Annotated in this window: 18 protein-coding genes; 14 read left to right on the top strand and 4 right to left on the bottom strand. The window is 65.7% G+C overall.

Annotated elements, in window-relative coordinates:
- Positions 1-295: 295 nt before the first annotated feature.
- The 7 genes from WBP07_RS16205 to WBP07_RS16235 all read left to right on the top strand — a co-directional run bounded on the left by WBP07_RS16205 (position 296) and on the right by WBP07_RS16235 (position 5,136).
- On the top strand, positions 296-2,005 hold the full coding sequence (locus WBP07_RS16205; protein WP_395392614.1) for a M28 family metallopeptidase: 1,710 nt from the start codon (positions 296-298) through the stop codon (positions 2,003-2,005).
- Entirely contained in the window at positions 2,002-2,994 is a 993-nt protein-coding gene (locus WBP07_RS16210) for an agmatine deiminase family protein (RefSeq protein WP_395392615.1), read from the top strand. The genes WBP07_RS16205 and WBP07_RS16210 overlap by 4 nt, the downstream gene beginning before the upstream one ends.
- 50 nt (positions 2,995-3,044) lie before the next feature.
- Positions 3,045-3,170, top strand: coding sequence for a hypothetical protein (locus WBP07_RS16215; protein WP_395392616.1), 126 nt, complete (start codon positions 3,045-3,047; stop codon positions 3,168-3,170).
- A gap of 193 nt (positions 3,171-3,363) precedes the next feature.
- On the top strand, positions 3,364-3,582 hold the full coding sequence (locus tag WBP07_RS16220; protein ID WP_395392617.1) for a hypothetical protein: 219 nt from the start codon (positions 3,364-3,366) through the stop codon (positions 3,580-3,582).
- Entirely contained in the window at positions 3,579-4,466 is an 888-nt protein-coding gene (locus WBP07_RS16225; protein ID WP_395392618.1) for a bestrophin family protein, read from the top strand. The genes WBP07_RS16220 and WBP07_RS16225 overlap by 4 nt, the downstream gene beginning before the upstream one ends.
- 38 nt (positions 4,467-4,504) lie before the next feature.
- Positions 4,505-4,846 carry a hypothetical protein gene (locus WBP07_RS16230; RefSeq protein WP_395392620.1) on the top strand — a complete coding sequence of 114 codons (342 nt, stop codon included), beginning with the start codon at positions 4,505-4,507 and terminating at the stop codon, positions 4,844-4,846.
- Positions 4,847-4,905: 59 nt separating this feature from the next.
- Positions 4,906-5,136, top strand: a complete 231-nt coding sequence (locus WBP07_RS16235) for a hypothetical protein (protein WP_395392621.1) — start codon at positions 4,906-4,908, stop codon at positions 5,134-5,136.
- 233 nt (positions 5,137-5,369) lie between these two features.
- Here the strand turns inward: WBP07_RS16235 and WBP07_RS16240 are convergent, their stop codons facing one another.
- Together WBP07_RS16240 and thrS are read right to left on the bottom strand one after the other, a co-directional pair.
- Positions 5,370-6,044 (bottom strand): spermidine synthase, encoded by a 675-nt coding sequence (locus tag WBP07_RS16240; RefSeq protein ID WP_395392622.1) that lies wholly within the window; start codon positions 6,042-6,044, stop codon positions 5,370-5,372.
- Positions 6,041-8,053 (bottom strand): threonine--tRNA ligase, encoded by a 2,013-nt coding sequence (thrS, locus tag WBP07_RS16245; protein ID WP_395392623.1) that lies wholly within the window; start codon positions 8,051-8,053, stop codon positions 6,041-6,043. Before thrS ends, WBP07_RS16240 begins: the two co-directional genes overlap by 4 nt.
- A 412-nt stretch (positions 8,054-8,465) precedes the next feature.
- Here thrS and WBP07_RS16250 point away from each other — a divergent pair, with 412 nt between their 5' ends.
- Genes WBP07_RS16250 through WBP07_RS16260 form a run of 3 tightly spaced genes read left to right on the top strand, consistent with a single transcriptional unit; the run spans position 8,466 to position 9,696 of the window.
- Positions 8,466-8,903: a hypothetical protein gene (locus tag WBP07_RS16250; protein ID WP_395392624.1), complete on the top strand. Its 438-nt coding sequence runs from the start codon at positions 8,466-8,468 to the stop codon at positions 8,901-8,903.
- A 2-nt stretch (positions 8,904-8,905) separates the two neighbouring features.
- Entirely contained in the window at positions 8,906-9,508 is a 603-nt protein-coding gene (locus WBP07_RS16255) for a hypothetical protein (RefSeq protein WP_395392625.1), read from the top strand.
- Positions 9,505-9,696: a helix-turn-helix transcriptional regulator gene (locus WBP07_RS16260; RefSeq protein ID WP_395392627.1), complete on the top strand. Its 192-nt coding sequence runs from the start codon at positions 9,505-9,507 to the stop codon at positions 9,694-9,696. Before WBP07_RS16255 ends, WBP07_RS16260 begins: the two co-directional genes overlap by 4 nt.
- 56 nt (positions 9,697-9,752) lie before the next feature.
- Here the strand turns inward: WBP07_RS16260 and WBP07_RS16265 are convergent, their stop codons facing one another.
- The gene (locus tag WBP07_RS16265) at positions 9,753-11,009 is read right to left on the bottom strand and encodes a glycosyl transferase (RefSeq protein WP_395392628.1); all 1,257 of its coding nucleotides are present in this window, start codon (positions 11,007-11,009) and stop codon (positions 9,753-9,755) included.
- A gap of 423 nt (positions 11,010-11,432) precedes the next feature.
- Here WBP07_RS16265 and WBP07_RS16270 point away from each other — a divergent pair, with 423 nt between their 5' ends.
- Genes WBP07_RS16270 through WBP07_RS16280 form a run of 3 tightly spaced genes read left to right on the top strand, consistent with a single transcriptional unit; the run spans position 11,433 to position 14,095 of the window.
- Positions 11,433-12,185, top strand: a complete 753-nt coding sequence (locus WBP07_RS16270; RefSeq protein ID WP_395392629.1) for an alpha/beta fold hydrolase — start codon at positions 11,433-11,435, stop codon at positions 12,183-12,185.
- 18 nt (positions 12,186-12,203) lie between these two features.
- Entirely contained in the window at positions 12,204-13,100 is an 897-nt protein-coding gene (locus WBP07_RS16275) for a tetratricopeptide repeat protein (protein WP_395392630.1), read from the top strand.
- Positions 13,100-14,095 (top strand): LLM class flavin-dependent oxidoreductase, encoded by a 996-nt coding sequence (locus tag WBP07_RS16280; protein WP_395395817.1) that lies wholly within the window; start codon positions 13,100-13,102, stop codon positions 14,093-14,095. The genes WBP07_RS16275 and WBP07_RS16280 overlap by 1 nt, the downstream gene beginning before the upstream one ends.
- A gap of 44 nt (positions 14,096-14,139) precedes the next feature.
- Here WBP07_RS16280 and WBP07_RS16285 read toward each other — a convergent pair whose 3' ends face one another.
- Positions 14,140-15,279 carry an FAD-dependent monooxygenase gene (locus WBP07_RS16285; protein ID WP_395392631.1) on the bottom strand — a complete coding sequence of 380 codons (1,140 nt, stop codon included), beginning with the start codon at positions 15,277-15,279 and terminating at the stop codon, positions 14,140-14,142.
- Between the two features lie 138 nt (positions 15,280-15,417).
- Between WBP07_RS16285 and WBP07_RS16290 the strand changes: the two genes are divergently transcribed.
- Entirely contained in the window at positions 15,418-17,883 is a 2,466-nt protein-coding gene (locus tag WBP07_RS16290; protein ID WP_395392633.1) for a TonB-dependent receptor, read from the top strand.

Here is a 17,883-nt window from a genome sequence, read left to right on the forward strand (position 1 = left end):
AACTTATTCGTGGAGCCTCCGTCTCATCAAAACTCTTCGTCGCCCCCGCGCAGGCGGGGGGCCCGCTTCCTTGTTCCTTGGCGCCGACGTTGAAAGAAAAGCGGGACCCCCGCCTTCGCGGGGATGACGGAGTGTTTGGGGTGAACGGAGTGCTTGTCCGCACTGCCCTATCCATGCCGCTCAATCCGCACCACTTCGCCTTGTGCGCTCCGGCCGGCTCTGGCACGAGGCGGGTCATCCGAAAGTACAACGGGCCCGCTGCAATCAGGGCCTGACAGCCAGGATCGCCCACAAGATGAAACGCATTGCCTCCTTGCTTGCCACTGCTGCCCTGTGCGTCGGCACCGCAACCATCGCTGCGCCCAAGCTGCCCAAGGGCACCGCGCTGCCGCCCCCGCCGATGACGGCGGAGCCGGCGCCGCAGCTTTCCGTCGATACGATGAAGGGGCTGGTGAAGACGCTCTCGTCCGACGATTTCGAAGGCCGCGCGCCCAGCACCAGTGCAGAGCCCAAGGTGCTCGACACCATCATCGCCTCGTTCAAGAAGGCCGGGCTCCAGCCGGGCAACAAGGGCCAGTGGCTGCAGGATGTGCCGACGGTGGAGATCACCGGCAGCAACCATTCCGCGCTGACGGTGACGGGCAGCAAGACTCCGCTCTCGTTCAAGTTCGGCGACGATTACGTGGCCGCCAGCTACCGCGTTACGCCCAAGACGCAGGTGAAGGACAGCGAACTGGTCTTCGTCGGCTATGGCATCAACGCGCCGGAACTGGGCTGGAACGACTATGCCGGGATCGACATGCACGGGAAGACCGCGGTCATTCTCGTCAACGATGCCGACTATGACGCCGCCACCGAGGAAGGCCCGTTCAAGGGCCGCCGCATGACCTATTACGGCCGCTGGACCTACAAGTTCGAGGAAGCCGCGCGCCAGGGCGCGACGGCCGCGCTGATCGTGCATGACACCTTCCCCGCCGCCTACGGCTGGAACGTCGTGAATTCCAGCTGGACCGGCGCGCAGTACCGCGTGGCGACGCCGAACGACGACATGGACCAGACCGCCGCCAACGGCTGGATTCAGAAGTCCGTCGCCGAAGCGATCCTGAAGGCTTCGGGCAAGGACCTTGCCACGCTGTCCGCCGCCGCCAAGAACAAGGGCTTCAAGCCGGTACCGCTGGGCCTGAAGGTCAACCTGGGCTTCGACAATGCGATCCGTCGCTCCACCTCGCACAATGTCGTCGGCGTGCTGCCGGGCAAGGTGCGCCCGGATGAATACGTGCTCTATTCGGCGCACTGGGACCACCTGGGCCACTGCACGCCGAACAAGACCGGCGACGGCATCTGCAACGGCGCGGTGGACAATGCCACCGGCGTCGCCGCGCTGGCAGCCATTGCCGAAGCCAACAACAAGGCTGGCCCGGCCGCGCGCAGCCAGGTCTTCGTGGCAGTGACCTTGGAGGAATCGGGCCTGCTCGGTTCGGAATACTATGCCGCCAACCCGATCTACCCGCTCGACCACACCGTCGGCGGCGTCAACATGGACGCGCTGCTGCCCGGCAGCCGCACGCGTTCCTACGCGATGACGGGCGGCGACAAGTCCGACCTCACCTCGATCTTCCGCGACGAGCTGGCGGACGAGGGGCTGGCCGAAGTGCCCGAGGAACATACCGAGCGCGGCTACTACTACCGTTCCGATCACTTCTCGATGGCCAAGCGCGGCGTGCCGATGTTCGATCTGGCCGCCAGCACCGACTGGGTTGAGGGCGGCAAGGCTGCGGGCGACGCGGCCAGCGAGGATTACAATTCCAACCGCTACCACGGGCCCAAGGATGAGTACTCGGAAAGCTGGAACTGGGACGGCATTGCCCAGACGGCGGGGCTCTACTATCGGCTCGGCCGCACGCTTGCCGATTCGGACTTCTGGCCGAACTGGCATGAAACCGACGAATTCCGCGCGATCCGCGACAAGGCTTGCGCGGCGGCGCAAGGAGGCTGCCACAAGTGACTTTCGCCCTTCCCCCCGAATGGCATCCGCAGGACTGGATCTGGATCGGCTTCCCGCATGACCCGGTGGAATGGCCGGGCTTTCTGGAAGCCGCGCAAGTGCAGATGGCCGAGTTCGCCTCGGCCGTGGCCGAATCGGGGCAGGAAGTGCGCCTGATCGTGCGGGACGAGGCCAACCGTGCGCGCGCGGCCTCGCTCGTCTCCTCCAAGGTAAAGCTGGAAGTGCGCCGCTATGGCGACGTCTGGCTGCGCGATACCGGGCCGTTGGTCTGCGTGGATAGCGGCGTTGGGGGTTCCGGCGCGCTCAAGGCCATGCGCTTCGGCTTCAACGGCTGGGGCGGCAAGTACCTGATGGACGGCGATCAGGAAATCGGCGCCGAACTGGCGCGCGATGCCGGGCTTGAGGTGGAAACCTCGGACTGGATCCTGGAAGGCGGCGCGCTGGACGGTGACGGCACCGGGTTGGTCGCCACCACCGAACAGTGCCTGCTCAACCCCAACCGCAACCCGCACCTTACGCGCGGCGATCTGGAAATGCGCCTGAAGCGCGATCTGGGCTACGACCGCGTGCTGTGGCTGGGCGATGGCCTGATCAACGACCACACCGATGGCCACGTGGACAACCTGGCCCGCTTCGTGGCGCCCAACGTGCTGGCCCTGCCGCGCGCGACCGGGCCGAACGATCCCAACGCCGCGATCTATGCCGATGCCAAGGCCCGGGCCGAGGCAATGGGTGTCATCGTGCGCGAAGTGCCCTCACCGGGCCGGGTGGAGAGCGATGGCCGCATCGAGCCGGCCAGCTACATGAACTTCGCGATCACCTCCAAGCTGGTGGTCGTGCCGATCTATGGCACCGAGCACGATGCGGACGGCATTGCCGCCATCGCCGAACTGTTCCCGGATCGCGATACCGTTGGCGTCATGGCCGATGCGGTGCTGGCGGGCGGCGGCTCTTTCCACTGTTCCAGCCAGCAGATGCCGTCGCGCTAAAGCTACGCATCTTAACGAAGCCTCAACCCGGTTCTGCGCAAGGTCGATCCATGGCCCGTGTGATCGCCCTTGCGCAAAGCGCCCCTTCCGCCGCGCAGACCGAATGGCTGCGCACGTTGGTGGTAAGCGGCTGCGCCCTGGCGCTGATCCTTGCGAAAGCGGCGCTGCCCTTCTGATTCGCGCCCTTTCGATCGAATCACACGCAGATTTTCCCATGTTTTGAACGGCCGCTCAGCGCGGCTCGTCGTGTTTGTTGCACTGCGTAAGTGTAATGCTGCGTTGCAGCAATGCTATGTCACAGAGCGACGATGCGCCTGTAATCCGGAAGGCCCAGTTTGAGGGAAACCATCCCTCATTGGAGATTTCCCCATGCGCCACCCCACCGAAGCCGATCGCGAACGACTGCGACAAGCCTTGCGATCCAACCTCCTGCTGTTCCTTTTCGGGCTTGGCGTGCTGGGATTCCTGGTTGCCATTGATCGGGCGGAATGGTTTTCCTTGAAGCCCGCCACGGGCACCTCGGTCTCGATGCATCACGCTGCGACCGGCCACCCGGGCCAGACCCCGGAGGCGTCCGCCGCACGATGATCGTCACGCCCAAGCTCCACCCCGTTCAACTCGTCCGCGAGATATGGAAGCCGCTGGCGATCCTGTTCGTGTGGGACGTGATCGTGACGGTGGTGTGGTTCCTTCTGCCTTTCCGCGCGCCGGAGCTGCCGATCACGCTGTTCGGCTCCGCCCTGGCGCTGTTCCTCGGCTTCCGCAGCAATTCGGCATACCAGCGCTGGTGGGAAGGGCGCGGGCTGTGGGGGCTGATGATCAACGCCAGCCGCAACCTGTCGCGTGCGGCGCGCAATTTCATGCCCGATCCGGAGGCGACCGTGCTGAAGCGCCGGATCGTCTTGCGCCAGATCGCCTACGTAAACGCGCTGCGCTGCCAGCTTCGCCGCATCAAGCCGGATGAGGAAGTGCTGCGCATGCTCTCTCGCGGGGATGCGGACGAATCGCTGGATCGCGCCAATGTCGCCAATGGCATTCTGGACGAGACCGGCCGCCGCATCGACGAGGCGCGGCAGAAGGGCTGGATCGACACCATCCAGCAAGTGCAGATGGAGCGCATCCTGGTCGACATCGCCAATGCGCAGGGCGGCATGGAGCGTCTGAAGAACACGCCGCTCCCCAACCAGTACCGCTATTTCCCGACGTTGTTCACGCACATCTTCTGCGTGCTGCTGCCGATCGCGCTGGTGCAGACGCTGGGCTTCGCCACGCCGCTGGGCTCCACGCTGGCCGGCCTCATGTTCCTGGCGGTGCTGGCCATCGGCGACGATCTGGTGGATCCTTTTGCCAATACCGTTCACGATTTGCCGCTGAACGCCATGTGCCGCACGATCGAGATCGACCTGCTCCAGTCCATCGGCGAACCGGCCCCCACGCCGATCACGCCCGATCCGCACGGTGTGCTGTGGTGATGCATTGACGGGCGGCGACGGAAGGCTAGGAGCGAACCATGGCCAGAGCAGACCGCCTCGAACGCATGGACAATCGCCGTGCCGACCTTGAAACCGATTATCGCGCCGCGCTGGTGGAGGCCTTGAAGGCCACGGCTGCCGGGCAGTGGGGCCTGTTCGGGCACACGCAGGACAAGCAGCACAAGGCCAAGGCGGCGCCGACGCTCAGTGCGCTTACCGAGATGGCCGAAGAGATCGACGATCTGCGCGATCAGCTGGACATGGAGCCTTTCGCGCTCCACCGCGAATTCCTGGCCGCGCGCGGGCCGGTGCAGTCCCACGCGGTGGGGGAGCCGAAGCAGGCGCAGGCCTGGCTCGATCGTCTGGCGGGCGAGGACTGACCGCCTTTGCGCCGCCGTGCTAAGGCTGGCGGCGTTTCAGCGAAGGGAATCATCGGTTCATGCGATCGTTCAAGCGTCTCTCCAAGGATCGCCAGACCGCCAATGCCAGCGTGCAACTGGGCAATTGGGTCAAGCTCGACGCGCGCACCGATTTCAGCCCGACCGGCCTGATCGCGGTGGGAGTGCTGGTTTCCGGCATCCTGCTCAGCACCAGCGTCTTGGTGGCGGCGGCAGGCCGTGCCAAGGCGCGGCGCCTGGCTGCTCGCGACGATCGCAAGCTGCTGCCTTGATTTTGCTGTGAACGGGCCTTGGCCGGCCAAGCTCGCGCTTTAGCTGGCGGCCACCAGTCGCGCTTAACCGCTGCATCTACAAACCTCGTCATCCCCGCGAAGGCGGGGATCCCGCTTGTTCTTCAACACTCGCGCACTGGCGCAAGGAAGCGGGGCCCCCGCCTTCGCGGGGGCGACGCAGATTTTTGGCGAGAGGTGAGGGGGGAACGTGCGCAGCTTTGCAGCCCCCAGATTCACTCCGGCGTAGCGAACCAGATCACGTGCTTGGGTCCCTTGCCGTTGCTGCGCGAGGAGACCTTCACTTCATCCACCTTGAACCCGGCGCGTTCCAGGCGGCGGGTGAAGGCGGGATCGGCCCCGGCGGACCAGATTGCCAGCACCCCGTCGGGCGTCAGCGCATTGCGGGCCGCACGCAGGCCGGTTTTCGAGTAGATCTGGTTGTTGTCTTCGCGAACGAGGCCGTCAGGGCCATTGTCCACGTCGAGCAGGATGGCGTCGTAAGCCGCACGCGATCCGTCGATCACATGGGCGACATCGCCCATCACCAGATTCACGCGCGGATTGTCCAGGCAGCCCTGCGCCACTTCGGCCATCGGTCCGCGCGCCCACTCGATGATCTCGGGCACGAGTTCGACGACGGTGAGCTTCGAATCCTCGGGCAGAGTACGCAGCGCCGCGCGCAGGGTGAAGCCCATGCCGTAGCCGCCGATCAGCATGTGCGGGCGCTTGGTAATGCCCTTGATGCGATCCCAGGCCATGGTGGCAAGGGCTTCCTCGCTGCCCCACTTGCGCGTGGACATCAGCTCGTTGTGGCCCAGCACGATCATGTAATCCTGATCGTGCTTGAACAGCTCAAGCTTCTCCCCATCGGGAATCCACGCGGTGTCGATCAGCTCGCGCTTGATCATGACGGCTCGTTCCCGAGAAGATCGGGTGCGGTCGCTTCGGTCTTGAGCAGGGCGATCGCCTCGTCGAGGGTCATGACCTTCTGGTGCTCGGCGCCCAGCGTACGCAGGGCGACGGTCTGTTCCTCCGCCTCGCGCTTGCCGACCACCAGCAGGTGCGGAACCTTCTTCAGCGAGTGTTCGCGCACCTTGTAGTTGATCTTCTCGTTGCGCACGTCGGTCTCGACGCGCACGCCCGCGGCCTTGAGCTTACGCGTCACTTCCTGCGCATAGTCGTCGGCGTCGGAGACGATCGTGGCGACCACGGCCTGAACCGGGGCAAGCCAGACCGGCAGCTTGCCGGCGAAGTGTTCGATCAGGATGCCGATGAAGCGCTCGTACGAACCGAAGATCGCGCGGTGCAGCATGACCGGGCGATGGCGCGCGCCATCTTCGCCGATGTAGCTGGCGTCGAGACGCTCGGGCAGCATGCGGTCGGACTGGATCGTGCCGACCTGCCAGGTACGGCCGATCGCGTCGGTCAGGTGCCATTCCAGCTTGGGCGCATAGAACGCGCCTTCGCCCGGCAGTTCTTCCCAGCCGTATTCCTCGGTGGCCAGGCCTGCACGCACCACGGCGTCGCGCAGTTCAGCCTCGGCCTTGTCCCACTGTTCGTCGGTGCCGATGCGGTTGTCGGGGCGCAGCGCCAGCTTGATCGAATAGGTGAAGCCGAAGTCCTTGTAGACCCGGTCCGCCATTTCGCAGAACGCCTGGACTTCGCCCACGATCTGGTCTTCGCGGCAGAAGATGTGACCGTCGTCCTGCGTGAACTGGCGCACGCGCATCAGCCCGTGCAGCGCGCCGTGCGGCTCGTTGCGGTGGCAGCAGCCGTTTTCGACGATGCGCAGCGGCAGGTCGCGGTAGGACTTGATGCCCTGCTTGAAGATCAGCACGTGCGCCGGGCAGTTCATCGGCTTCAAGGCCATCCACTGCGCGTCGTTGGAGATGATCGGGCCGTCGTCCTCGGTGTTGGGCACCTCGTCGGGGATGACGAACATGTTCTCGCGGTACTTGCCCCAGTGGCCAGAAGCTTCCCACTGCCGCGCGTCCATGACCTGCGGCGTCTTCACTTCCTTGCAGTCCGCCTGGCTGATCGCGCGGCGCATGTAATCTTCAAGGGCGCGATAGATCACGTAGCCCTTGGGATGCCAGAACACCGAACCGTGCGCTTCGGCCTGGAGGTGGAACAGGTCCATCTCGTTGCCCAGCTTGCGGTGGTCGCGCTTGGCGGCTTCCTCAAGACGCGTGAGGTGGGCGGCAAGCTGCTTCTTGTTCAGCCAGCCGGTGCCGTAGATGCGCGAGAGCATCGCGTTCTTCTGGTCGCCGCGCCAGTAGGCGCCCGAAACGCGCGTCAGCTTGAAGGCAGCGGGGTCCAGCTTGCCGGTGGAGGGCAGGTGGGGGCCACGGCACATGTCCAGCCAGTCTTCGCCCGACCAGTAGACCGTCAGCGGCTCATCGCCCGGAAGTTCGGCGGCCCATTCGGCCTTGAAGTTTTCACCCTGCTGCTTCCAGCGGCTGATCAGCTGTTCGCGGTCCCACACTTCGCGGCGCAGCGGCTTGTCGGCGGCGATGATCTTGCGCATCTCCGCTTCGATCGCCGGCAGGTCGTCGTCGGTGAACGGTCCGCGCTCCGGATTGGGGGCGAAGTCGTAGTAGAAGCCGTCGTCCGTCGAGGGGCCGAAGGTGATCTGCGTGCCGGGGAACAGCGCCTGCACCGCTTCAGCCAGAACGTGCGCGAAGTCATGCCGGGCCAGGTCCAGTGCCTCTTCCTCATCACGACTGGTGACGAGTGCGAGATTCGCGTCGCCCGTGAAGGGGCGGGTCAGGTCGACCAGCTCGCCATCGATCTTCGCGGCAAGCGCGGCCTTGGCAAGGCCGGGGCCGATGGCGGCGGCGACGTCGGCGGGCGTGGAGCCTTCGGGCATCTCACGGACCGAACCGTCGGGCAGGCTGATCTTGAACATCTCGGACATGGACGAACTCATCTCTCGTTTGCCCCATGCCATACCAGGGCATGTGGGCGGAAAAGCTTTGGCGGGCCATGGCACAGGCGCGCCTCCGGGTGAAGGTGCGGCGTCGGCTGAAATGGCTCTAATTTCGGGAGAGGACGCCGCTCACCCGAAATCCGGGCGACGGTGGCTGCCTGTTCAGGCCGCGACCCACCGTCCCCGGGAGCGCCGGGTGGTAGTAGTGGTGGTGGTCGTGGTGCGCAGCTGCGTCATCGCCCGTGCATGTAGCGATCCCGGCGGCAAATGTCACCCCGCACCGGCGCCGCACGTTTGGAAAGTGAGCGCGTCTTTTTGTAAAGCAAACTTGTCATTACTAGATGATCGAAGTAAAGCGTGCTTGTCATCGCGCAGATGGCGATTCGAACGGAGTCGTTTCATGACAAGGCCCGCACCGCCGCATTCGGCCAGCTTCACGCCCGCCCAGCGCGTCCACAACCGGCGCACGCTGATCGCGCTGGGCGTCTATGCACTGGTGCTGCCGCCGATCGTCTGGGTGCGCGCGCATGCCGATGCCTATCCGCTTCACCAGCCGTGGATAGCGCTGCTCTCGCTGGTGCCGGCACTGCCGCTGATCGCGCTGTTCCTCAATTTCGCGCGCTACCTGTCCGATGAGAGCGACGAATATGTGCGCCTGATGGTCATGCGCCAGATTCTTGTGGCGACGACCGCGGCGATGAGCTGCGCGGTGGTCTGGGGTTTTCTCAGCGAACTGGGCGGCATGAAGCCGATCGCCAATTACTGGATCCCGGTGGTCTGGGTGGTGACGCAAAGCACCTGGGGCCTTGTCCAACGCTTCCGCAATCGGGGGGAATGATCGTGAACATCGAACCGGCCATGCGCCGCAGCTTCACCGCCGGCCCGGTCTTCTGGGGATTGGCAATGTTCGTCGCCATGGGCGTGATCGCGGCGCTTCGCATCGTGGGCCTGATCGATGCCCTTGCCAGCCTGGCCCTGATGCTGGTCGTCGGCCCGGCGATGATCGTGCCGATGATGCGCTCCGCCAATCGGTTGGCGCGCGAGAAGGGCTGCGGCAGCCCGGCAGGGCGGCGCTATACCATGCGGATGGGCGTGAGTTCGGCCGCCTACATGATCCTGTTGCCGGTGACGCTGTGGTGCTGGCAGCATTTCCGTCCCGGTACGATGGTGATTGTCCTGCTCGCGCTGGCGGTCGTGCTGCCGGTCTTCGGGATGATCGCCGCGGTGGCGCGCTACATCGTTGAGGAGACCGACGAATACCTGCGCCATCGCGCCGTCAACGCCATGCTGTGGGGGCTGGGTGCGGTGCTGGCGCTTGGCTCGCTCTGGGGCTTTCTGGAGACCTTCCAACTGGTGCCGCACGTGCCCGGCTGGGCGGCGGTGCCGGTCTGGGCGATCGGCATGGGGATCGGCCAGCTGTGGATGGGGACGGGCAAGCGATGAAGAACCGCCTCAAGGTCCTGCGCGCCGAACGCGGCTGGAGCCAGCAGGACCTGGCCGAGCGGCTGGAGGTCAGCCGCCAGAGCGTCAACGCCATCGAAACGGGGCGCTACGATCCCTCGCTGCCGCTGGCATTCCGTATTGCCGAAGTGTTCGAAAAGGCGATCGAGGAGATTTTCCAGAAGGACTGATGCGGCCTGGAGCGTTTTCTAATCAGGTGGGATCACCTGATGACTCGGAAACTGCTCTAGTGCAGCGTCACCCGGCGACGGCGCCAGGCCAGCCGCTCCAGCGTCACCACCGCCACCCAGCCCGCCGCCATGCAGATGAAGGGCATGAACGGGTAGTGGAGCCGCGACTGGCCGGAGAAGACCAGGCAGATCGCGGTCGCATAGAGCGCAAGGCCATAGGGCAGCAGCCACCAGCCCGCCCAGCGGATCCGGTCATGCAGGCGCCGCACGGTCATGACCACGAAGGCCAGCGCAAAGGCGGCCATCAGCAGGCCGTAGTAGATCTGGTTACCCCAGTGCACTGCGCGGTAGAGGCCCTCGAAGCGCGCATAGCTGGGGGCGCCGGCTTGATAGGCCTGCTCTGCCTCGCCCTCGGGCAGCCACAGTCCCATGAGCTTCGTCGGGGCAAGGGTCAGGAGCTTGTCCGGATGGGCGGCGATCCATCCCGTGCCCAGATCGTTGCGCGCCATCGGTGCGTCGGCTGCGGGCACGCCGGGTGAAGAGTCACCGATGGCGGAAACGGGAATCCAGTGGCCCAGCTCCACCCGGTTGCGCACCGACCATGGCAGCACGACCAGCATGGCCACGGCTACGACCACCAGCCCGTCTACCAACAGCCGGGGCAGGCGTTTCCCCATCGGCTTCATCCGCAACCAGTCGATCGCGAACAGCAACGGCAGCACCAACAATGTCTGCGCCTTCACTAGCGACGCAAAGCCGAAGATCAGGCCGGCGCCGACCATCTGCCAGCGATTCTCACGTGCGACCACGGCCCAGCAGCCGGCCATCAGCAGCATGGTGTAGAACACTGCGGTCAGCGCCAGCGGCACGTAGCCGATGGCATTGGGATAGACCGCCAGCAGCAGCAGCCCCAGCCGCGCGGCGCCCTCGCTGCCGAACAGCCGGCGGCCCAGCATCAGCGTCAGCAGCCCGATCAGCAGCGAGGAGATCAGGTTGAAGATGCCCAGCGTCACGGGCGAGGTGCCGAATTGCGCGAAGGCGAAACCCAGTGCGATCGGCCAGCCCGGCGGCGAGAGCGCGGTGGGCGCGCCCGCGCCGTCCAGATAACCCTTGCCGGCGGCAATGCTCGCCGCGCGCACGTAATACCATTCGGCATCGGAACCGGGCGTCACGTCGATGAACAGCACGGCCACGCGCAGCGCGAAATAGAGCGCCCAGATGGCCAGCAGCACCGACCGTTCGGTGGCGAACCATTCCAGCCGCAGGGCCAGCCGGCTGGGGCGGGTCGGAAAATCGAGAATCTGCGCGGACATAGAGCGACGGGATCCTGAAGCGGGCGCTTTAACATAGCCTTACGCGGTTAACCGCATGCGGGGCAACCGTTGGGGGTGGGAATTGGGGAGGCGGGCGGAAGCCACGTCACAACGGATTGGAATGACCTTCCCATCTAAAACCGCGGCGTCCCCGCGCAGGCGGGGACCCCGTTTGTTCCTAAAGCCCTGGGGTTGGCGGTCCCGGCGCGAGATGTCCGCTTGAATTCGAAGGAAAGCGGGCCCCCCGCCTGCGCGGGGGCGACGAGGTACTTTTGCGTGAGGTTCCGGCCAAGCTATCCGGCCAAAAGCTTGATCGAGCCAGCAATTGGGAGACGAAAAAGCCTGTCGGCCGAACCGCCAATTCTCCCATCTTTCCAGCCCCACCCCTTGCCGTGCCCCCGCCGCGCCCCCACAATCGCGCGCATGACCGAAATCCGTTTCCACGAAATGCCCGACGGGCGCCGCATCGCCCATCGCTTCACCCCCGGCGTCGGCCCCACCATCGTCTTCCTGCCCGGCTACATGTCCGACATGATGGGCAGCAAGGCCACCGCGTTGTTCGACATGGCCGTGGCCAGCGGCCGCGCCTGCATGCTGCTGGACTATTCGGGCTGCGGCGAAAGCCCGGGCGACTTTGCCGATGGCACGCTCAGCCGCTGGCGCGACGAAGTGGTGGCGCTGGTGGAGGCGGCGAACTTGCGCGACGTGGTGCTGGTCGGATCGTCGATGGGCGGCTGGCTGATGCTGATGGTGGCGAGCACCTTGGGCGACCGCGTGAAAGGCATGGTGGGCGTGGCCGCCGCGCCGGACTTCACCGAATGGGGCATCGCCCAGATGGACAAGAACGTCCTGGCCGATGGCGAAACGATCTGGGAAGACAATCCCTACGGCCCCGAACCCACCCCCACCCACCCCGGTTTCTGGGCAGACGGTCAGGCCAACCTCATGCTGGAAAAGGAAATCGCCTTCGACGGTCCGGTGCGCCTGCTGCACGGCCAGCGCGACGACGATGTGCCATGGGAAATCTCCGTGCGACTGGCAGAGAAACTGCGTTCATCCGAGGTGCAGGTGACTCTGATCAAGGACGGCGATCACCGCCTTTCGCGCGAGTCCGACATCCACCTGCTGCTGCGCAGCGTGGCCGAACTGGTCCTCTCCCGCGCGCCGGCGGCCTGACCCGGAGACCCTCCCCACATGCCCGTCCTCCTTTCCCTGATGCTGATGCAAGCCAACCTCGATCCGGCCGGCATCAGCAGCCCCTATGTTTCTGCCCTGCCGCGCGAAATCGTCGAGAAGAAGGCGGATGAGGAGCGCAAGCGCCGGGCCGAGCAGGCGGCAGAGGCGGCCGGGCCGGCCATTCCGCAATCGAACACCGGTTGCATGCTGGCAGTCGAATCCGATCCCGAACGCTCGGCCGATATCGCCCGCAAGGCGATGGGCGAGGCGCAGGGCCGCGCCCGCGTGCGCGCCGGGCTGTGCCTGGGCGTGGCGCTGTCGGAGCTGGACCGCTGGGACGAGGCGCGGACCGCCTTCCTGCAGGCCCGCGATGCCGCCGATGGCGAGGATCACCCCAGCCGCGCGCGGCTTGGCGCGATGGCCGGCAATGCCGCGCTGGCGGGCGGCAAGGCGGGTGAGGCGCTGTCGATCCTCGCCCCCGCCGCCGCCGATGCCAGGCAGGCGGAAGACAATGCCCTGCTCGGTTCGATCGCGCTGGACCGTGCGCGCGCGCTGGTCTCGCTGGGCCAGACGGACGAGGCGGCGATGGCCCTGAGCGAGGCACGCACCGCCGATGCTGCCAATCCGCAGGCCTGGCTGCTTTCGGCCACGCTCTCGCGCCGCCAGAACAAGCTGGCAGAGGCGCAGACCCAGATCGAAAAGGCCGCCGAGCTGGCACCGCAGGATCCCGACGTCGGGCTGGAGGCGGGCGTGATCGCCGTGCTTTCGGGCCGTGACGAGGCGGCACGGCGCAGCTGGAATTCGGTGCTGGCCACCAGTCCGGACAGTCCGCAGGCTGCCACCGCCAAGGGCTATATCGCCCAGCTCGGGTCCGCCGGACCCGCCGCGAAAGTTCCCCCCACGAAGGCAAAATGATGTTCCCACTCTCCGTTCTCGATCTCGTCCCCGTCCGTCAGGGCGGCACCGTTTCCGAAGCGCTGGCGATCACCGCCCGCACCGCGCAGGCCGCCGAAAAGGCCGGTTACAAACGCTTCTGGGTGGCCGAACACCACGGCATGGATGGGATCGCGGGCGGGGCCACTTCGGTCGTGCTGGCCCATATCGGCGCGGCCACTTCCACCATTCGCATCGGCGCGGGCGGCATCATGCTGCCCAACCATAACCCTTACGTGATCGCGGAGCAGTTCGGCACGCTGGCCGCGCTGTTTCCCGGCCGCGTGGACCTTGGCCTGGGCCGGGCGGCGGGTGCCGACGGGCGGCTGGCCAATGCGCTGCGCAAGGACATCGTCGGCGCGGCCGAGCATTTCCCGCAGGACGTGGTCGAATTGCAGGCGCGCTTTGCCGGCCATGCAGTGGGCGGGGTTTCCGCGCCGCAGGCCGAAGGCGCGGATGTGGAAATGTGGGTCCTGGGCTCCAGCCTGTTCGGCGCGCACCTCGCCGCGACCTTGGGCATGCCCTATGCCTTCGCCTCGCACTTCGCGCCGGCCATGCTGAATCAGGCGGCGCAGATCTATCGCGAGCGCTTCCAGCCTGGAAAGTTCCTCGACAAGCCGCATTTCATGGCGGCGATCAACGTGGTGACCGCCGATACGGACGAGGAGGCACGCTATCTCGGCTCCTCGATCGACCAGAGCTTCGTCGCCCTGCGCACCGGTACGCCCGGCCGCCTGCCGCCGCCGATCCGCGATTATCGCGACTCTCTGCCCGGCGCGGCGCGGGCGATGCTGGAGGAAGTCCGCTCGGTCAGCGCGATCGGCACCCCGGCGCGCGTGCGGGACGAGATTCTCGCCTTCCAGCAGCGCACCCAGGCGGACGAGCTGATTGTGTCTGGCGCAATCTTCGATCCCGATGCCCAAGTCCGCTCGCTGGAGCTGGCAATGAGTGCGGTGGAAGCGACCGCGCAGGCCTGATCGCGTGGGACGAGGCGGGATTTGCCCGCCTCATCCCGGCGCCATCAGAACGGTTCGTTCAGGCGGGCGAGCGCGCCTTCCAGCAGCGCGGCGTGTTCTTCGGGCGGGCGATGCTCCATCTGAAGGCGGCCGATGCCGATGCTGCTTTCGATGACGTCGCGGCAGCGGTCGAAGCGGCGATCCTCGTAAGCGGCCAGCGCTGCGTCGACGGTATCGGCCTTGGCCAGCTCCTCCGCCAGCACGATCGCGCTTTCCACCGCCATCCCCGCGCCGGAGGCGAGGTGCGGCGTCGTCGCATGAACCGCGTCGCCCACCAGTACGACGCGCCCGTTCGACCATGGACGCGGCTGGAGCGCGGCGGCAAGCGGGCGATAGTTGATCCAGTCCTCGCGCGTCATGTTGTCGCGAATCCAGCCGGCATTGCCGCCGAACGGCGCGAGCAGGCCCTTCAATGTGGTGTAGAGTTCCTCCTCGTCCATGAAGCTCTCGCGCTCCTCATGGCGGGTCAGCATCCACATGTAGACGTTGTCCGGCGCGCATGCGGTGATCCCGCAGGGCGTGTCCAGGCCCAGGAAGAATTCGCTCTCGGTCAGGCCGGGCGGCTTGCGGATGGAGATGCGCCAGCAGCCCTGTCCGGTCGGCTGCGCGGGGCCCATGTGCGGGAAGGCGAGTTCGCGGACGCTGGAAAATACGCTGTCCGCGCCCACCACCAGATCGTAGCGGCCGGTCGAACCGTCGGAGAAAGTGGCGTCCACGCCGTCCGCATCGCCATCCAGCGCGGTGACGGTGAGGCCAAGGCGCACCGGAATCTCCAGCGCCTTCACCCGCGTCTGCATGATCTTGTGCAGCACCGGGCGCATGATTCCGCCGGTGGCGGGCAGGCCTTCCTCGATCACCGGCTCGTCCAGCACATGCATCAGCGTGCCGTCATAACGATAGAGCCGCGTCTTGTTCGTGATCGCGCCCGCCTGCTTGATTTCGTCGAGCAGGCCCAGCCGCCGATAGGCGCGCAAGGTCGGCCCGGTGATGGTTATGCCGGCGCCGTAGACCCGCCATTCCGGATCGAGGTCGATCAGGTCCACCCTGACGCCGCGTTCCGCAAGGCTGATGGCCGTCGCCATGCCGCCGATCCCTCCGCCCACGACAAGTGCCGTGGCGATGCTGCTGATGCTCTCCCGTGTCATGTGACGAAGGACTAACGACGCGGCGGCGGCAGACAAATCCGAACTGTGGATGTGTGCCTATCGATACAATCGGTGTGACGCGGGGCACCGGCTTGAGTAGCCCAGAGGCAAGAACACAGCACATTTGGGAGGAATATCGTGCGCAAAGGGCTTCTGGAATCCGCCTGCATTCCGGCCATAGTACTGGCAGCGGCCGGCGCCGCACCGGCCTATGCGCAGGACAATTCGCAGGCCCCGCAGACCAGTTCGGACAATAGCGGCATCGGCGACATCATCGTGACCGCGCAGCGCCGCTCCGAATCCGCGCAGCGCGCCGGTATCGCCATCGATGCGGTAGGCTCCGACCGATTGATCCAGCAGGGCGTCAACCAGGCCGATGCGCTGAACAAGGTGGTTCCGGCGCTGACCGTCACGAACGGGGGCGGTTCCAACACCTCGATCTTCCTGCGCGGCGTCGGCAACGTCACCAATTCCAGCTACAACGACCCGGCCGTGACGCCCAGCTACGACGGCGTGGTGCTGGGCCGCGCGGCGGGCGCGTTCGGCGCCGCCTTCTACGATCTGGCCCGCGTCGAAGTGCTGAAGGGCCCGCAAGGCATTCTCTACGGCCGCAACGCCACGGGCGGCGCGGTCAATATCATCCCCAACCGGCCGGAGCTGGGCCAGAATCGGGGCGGCTTCACGCTTTCGGTCGGCAATTATGACGCGGTGAACGTCGAAGGCTTCGCCAACCTTGCCATCGGCGACAAGGCCGCGCTGCGCGTGGCCGGCACCCGCCAGTACCACGATGGCTACAACAAGGACGACAGCGACGATCTCGACCGCGCCGGCCTGCGCGCGCAAGTGCTGTGGGAACCGACGGACACGCTGAGCGTGCGCGTGGGCGGCGACTACACCCACGTCGGCGGCGTCGGCGCGGGCGGCAGCTACATCGGGTCGTTCACGCCGGGGCCCACGGGCTTCACTTTCACTGAATCGGGCCTGGGCAAGTCGGAAGGCTTCAATACGGACGCCGCCAATGCCTTCCGCCAGACCTCGCTGGGCGCGCCGGGCTTCGGCTTCCTGAACGCGATGAACCAGCAGCAGCGGACCGACAACACCTATTGGGGCGTCAATGCGGAAGTCACGCTGGACACCGGCATCGGCACGCTGACGGTGCTGCCCGCCTATCGCAAGGCGGATGCGACCAGCTATTTCTACGGCCCGGCGTTCAACACTGCCTTCACCGATGAGCATGATCGCCAGGCCAGCCTGGAAACCCGCCTGGCCGGCAAGGTCAGCATGTTCGATTACGTGGTGGGCGGCTTCTATTTCAACGAGAAGATCGAGAACACCGGCGAATACAATCAGGAATTCGTGCTGCCGATTCAGCACTATACTCACAAGACCGAATCCTGGGCCGCCTTCGGCCAGCTGACCGCGCACCTGACCGACCAGTTCCGCCTGATCGGCGGCCTGCGCTACACGCATGACCACAAGTCGATCGACGGCATCATCAACAACTTCATCGTCTACTGCGGCGGCCTGCCGCCGACGACGCCGCCCGCCTCGTTCGCGGCGGGCTGCGCCGCCCCCGGCGCGCTGCCGCACTTCCCCAACTTCACATCCACCGGCGATACGGTGAACTGGCTGATTTCGAACGGCTTCATCGATGCCAGCAGCACTGACGAGCCCAATGCCCAGTTCTACAACCTGACCAACGGCGTGGGGATCATCCAGAAGACCTATTATCCGGTGGTCGAATCGGGCAATTTCAGCCGCGCCACCTGGAAGGTTGGCGCCGAATACGATGTCGCGCCGGATTCGCTGCTCTATGCCACGGCCGAAAGCGGCTACCGCGCCGGTGGCTTCCAGCTTTCCGAAGGCAACCCCAGCTACAAGCCGGAATTCATCACCGCCTACACGATCGGGTCGAAGAACCGCTTCTGGAACAACAAGATCCAGCTCAACGTCGAGGCATTCTACTGGAAGTACAAGGATCAGCAGATCAACTACTTCACCGTCTCTCCGGACTCGGTGCTGATCAACACGATCGACAATGCGGGCAAGGCGGACATCAAGGGCTTCGATGTCGATTTCATGGCCAAGCCGATGCACAACACCACGCTGTCGGCCAAGGTCCAGTACCTCGATACCAAGTACAAGGAGCTGACGCTCACCACCGCGTCGCCGCGCAACAACATCAACTGCCCGTCCAGCCAGACCGGCAGCTACCTCAGCGACGGCGTCACCCCGATTCTGGCGTTCGACTGTTCGGGCCGCCCGCTGCTCTATTCGCCGAAGTGGACGGTGAATCTGGGCGTGGAGCAGATCGTGCCGCTCAGCGACAAGTACGAACTGGTGGGCGGGGTGAATACCTCGTGGCGTTCATCGCAGTACGGCGCGTTCGAATACCTCGATTTCGAGAAGATCCGCTCGTACTGGCTGACCGACGCCAACCTGGCGGTGCGCCTGTCCGATGGCGGCCTGTCGATCGGCGCCTTCATCCAGAATATCGAGAACAAGCGCCGGATCGCCACGCCGCAATCCTCGCCGATCGGCTTCGCGGTGGCGCGCTACACCGCGCCGCGCACTTATGGCCTGCGTCTCTCGGCGGAGTTCTGA

This window comes from Novosphingobium oxfordense, assembly GCF_044029435.1.
GTDB lineage: Bacteria > Pseudomonadota > Alphaproteobacteria > Sphingomonadales > Sphingomonadaceae > Novosphingobium.

What these genes read in the sequence shown, in the direction of transcription:
- WBP07_RS16205 (WP_395392614.1), top strand. Translation starts at nt 296, where the DNA reads ATGAAACGCATTGCCTCCTTGCTTGCCACTGCTGCCCTGTGCGTCGGC.
- WBP07_RS16215 (WP_395392616.1), top strand. Translation starts at nt 3,045, where the DNA reads ATGGCCCGTGTGATCGCCCTTGCGCAAAGCGCCCCTTCCGCCGCGCAG.
- WBP07_RS16220 (WP_395392617.1), top strand. Translation starts at nt 3,364, where the DNA reads ATGCGCCACCCCACCGAAGCCGATCGCGAACGACTGCGACAAGCCTTG.
- WBP07_RS16225 (WP_395392618.1), top strand. Translation starts at nt 3,579, where the DNA reads ATGATCGTCACGCCCAAGCTCCACCCCGTTCAACTCGTCCGCGAGATA.
- WBP07_RS16230 (WP_395392620.1), top strand. Translation starts at nt 4,505, where the DNA reads ATGGCCAGAGCAGACCGCCTCGAACGCATGGACAATCGCCGTGCCGAC.
- WBP07_RS16235 (WP_395392621.1), top strand. Translation starts at nt 4,906, where the DNA reads ATGCGATCGTTCAAGCGTCTCTCCAAGGATCGCCAGACCGCCAATGCC.
- WBP07_RS16240 (WP_395392622.1), bottom strand. Translation starts at nt 6,044, where the DNA reads ATGATCAAGCGCGAGCTGATCGACACCGCGTGGATTCCCGATGGGGAG.
- thrS (WP_395392623.1), bottom strand. Translation starts at nt 8,053, where the DNA reads ATGTCCGAGATGTTCAAGATCAGCCTGCCCGACGGTTCGGTCCGTGAG.
- WBP07_RS16250 (WP_395392624.1), top strand. Translation starts at nt 8,466, where the DNA reads ATGACAAGGCCCGCACCGCCGCATTCGGCCAGCTTCACGCCCGCCCAG.
- WBP07_RS16260 (WP_395392627.1), top strand. Translation starts at nt 9,505, where the DNA reads ATGAAGAACCGCCTCAAGGTCCTGCGCGCCGAACGCGGCTGGAGCCAG.
- WBP07_RS16265 (WP_395392628.1), bottom strand. Translation starts at nt 11,009, where the DNA reads ATGTCCGCGCAGATTCTCGATTTTCCGACCCGCCCCAGCCGGCTGGCC.
- WBP07_RS16270 (WP_395392629.1), top strand. Translation starts at nt 11,433, where the DNA reads ATGACCGAAATCCGTTTCCACGAAATGCCCGACGGGCGCCGCATCGCC.
- WBP07_RS16275 (WP_395392630.1), top strand. Translation starts at nt 12,204, where the DNA reads ATGCCCGTCCTCCTTTCCCTGATGCTGATGCAAGCCAACCTCGATCCG.
- WBP07_RS16280 (WP_395395817.1), top strand. Translation starts at nt 13,100, where the DNA reads ATGTTCCCACTCTCCGTTCTCGATCTCGTCCCCGTCCGTCAGGGCGGC.
- WBP07_RS16285 (WP_395392631.1), bottom strand. Translation starts at nt 15,279, where the DNA reads ATGACACGGGAGAGCATCAGCAGCATCGCCACGGCACTTGTCGTGGGC.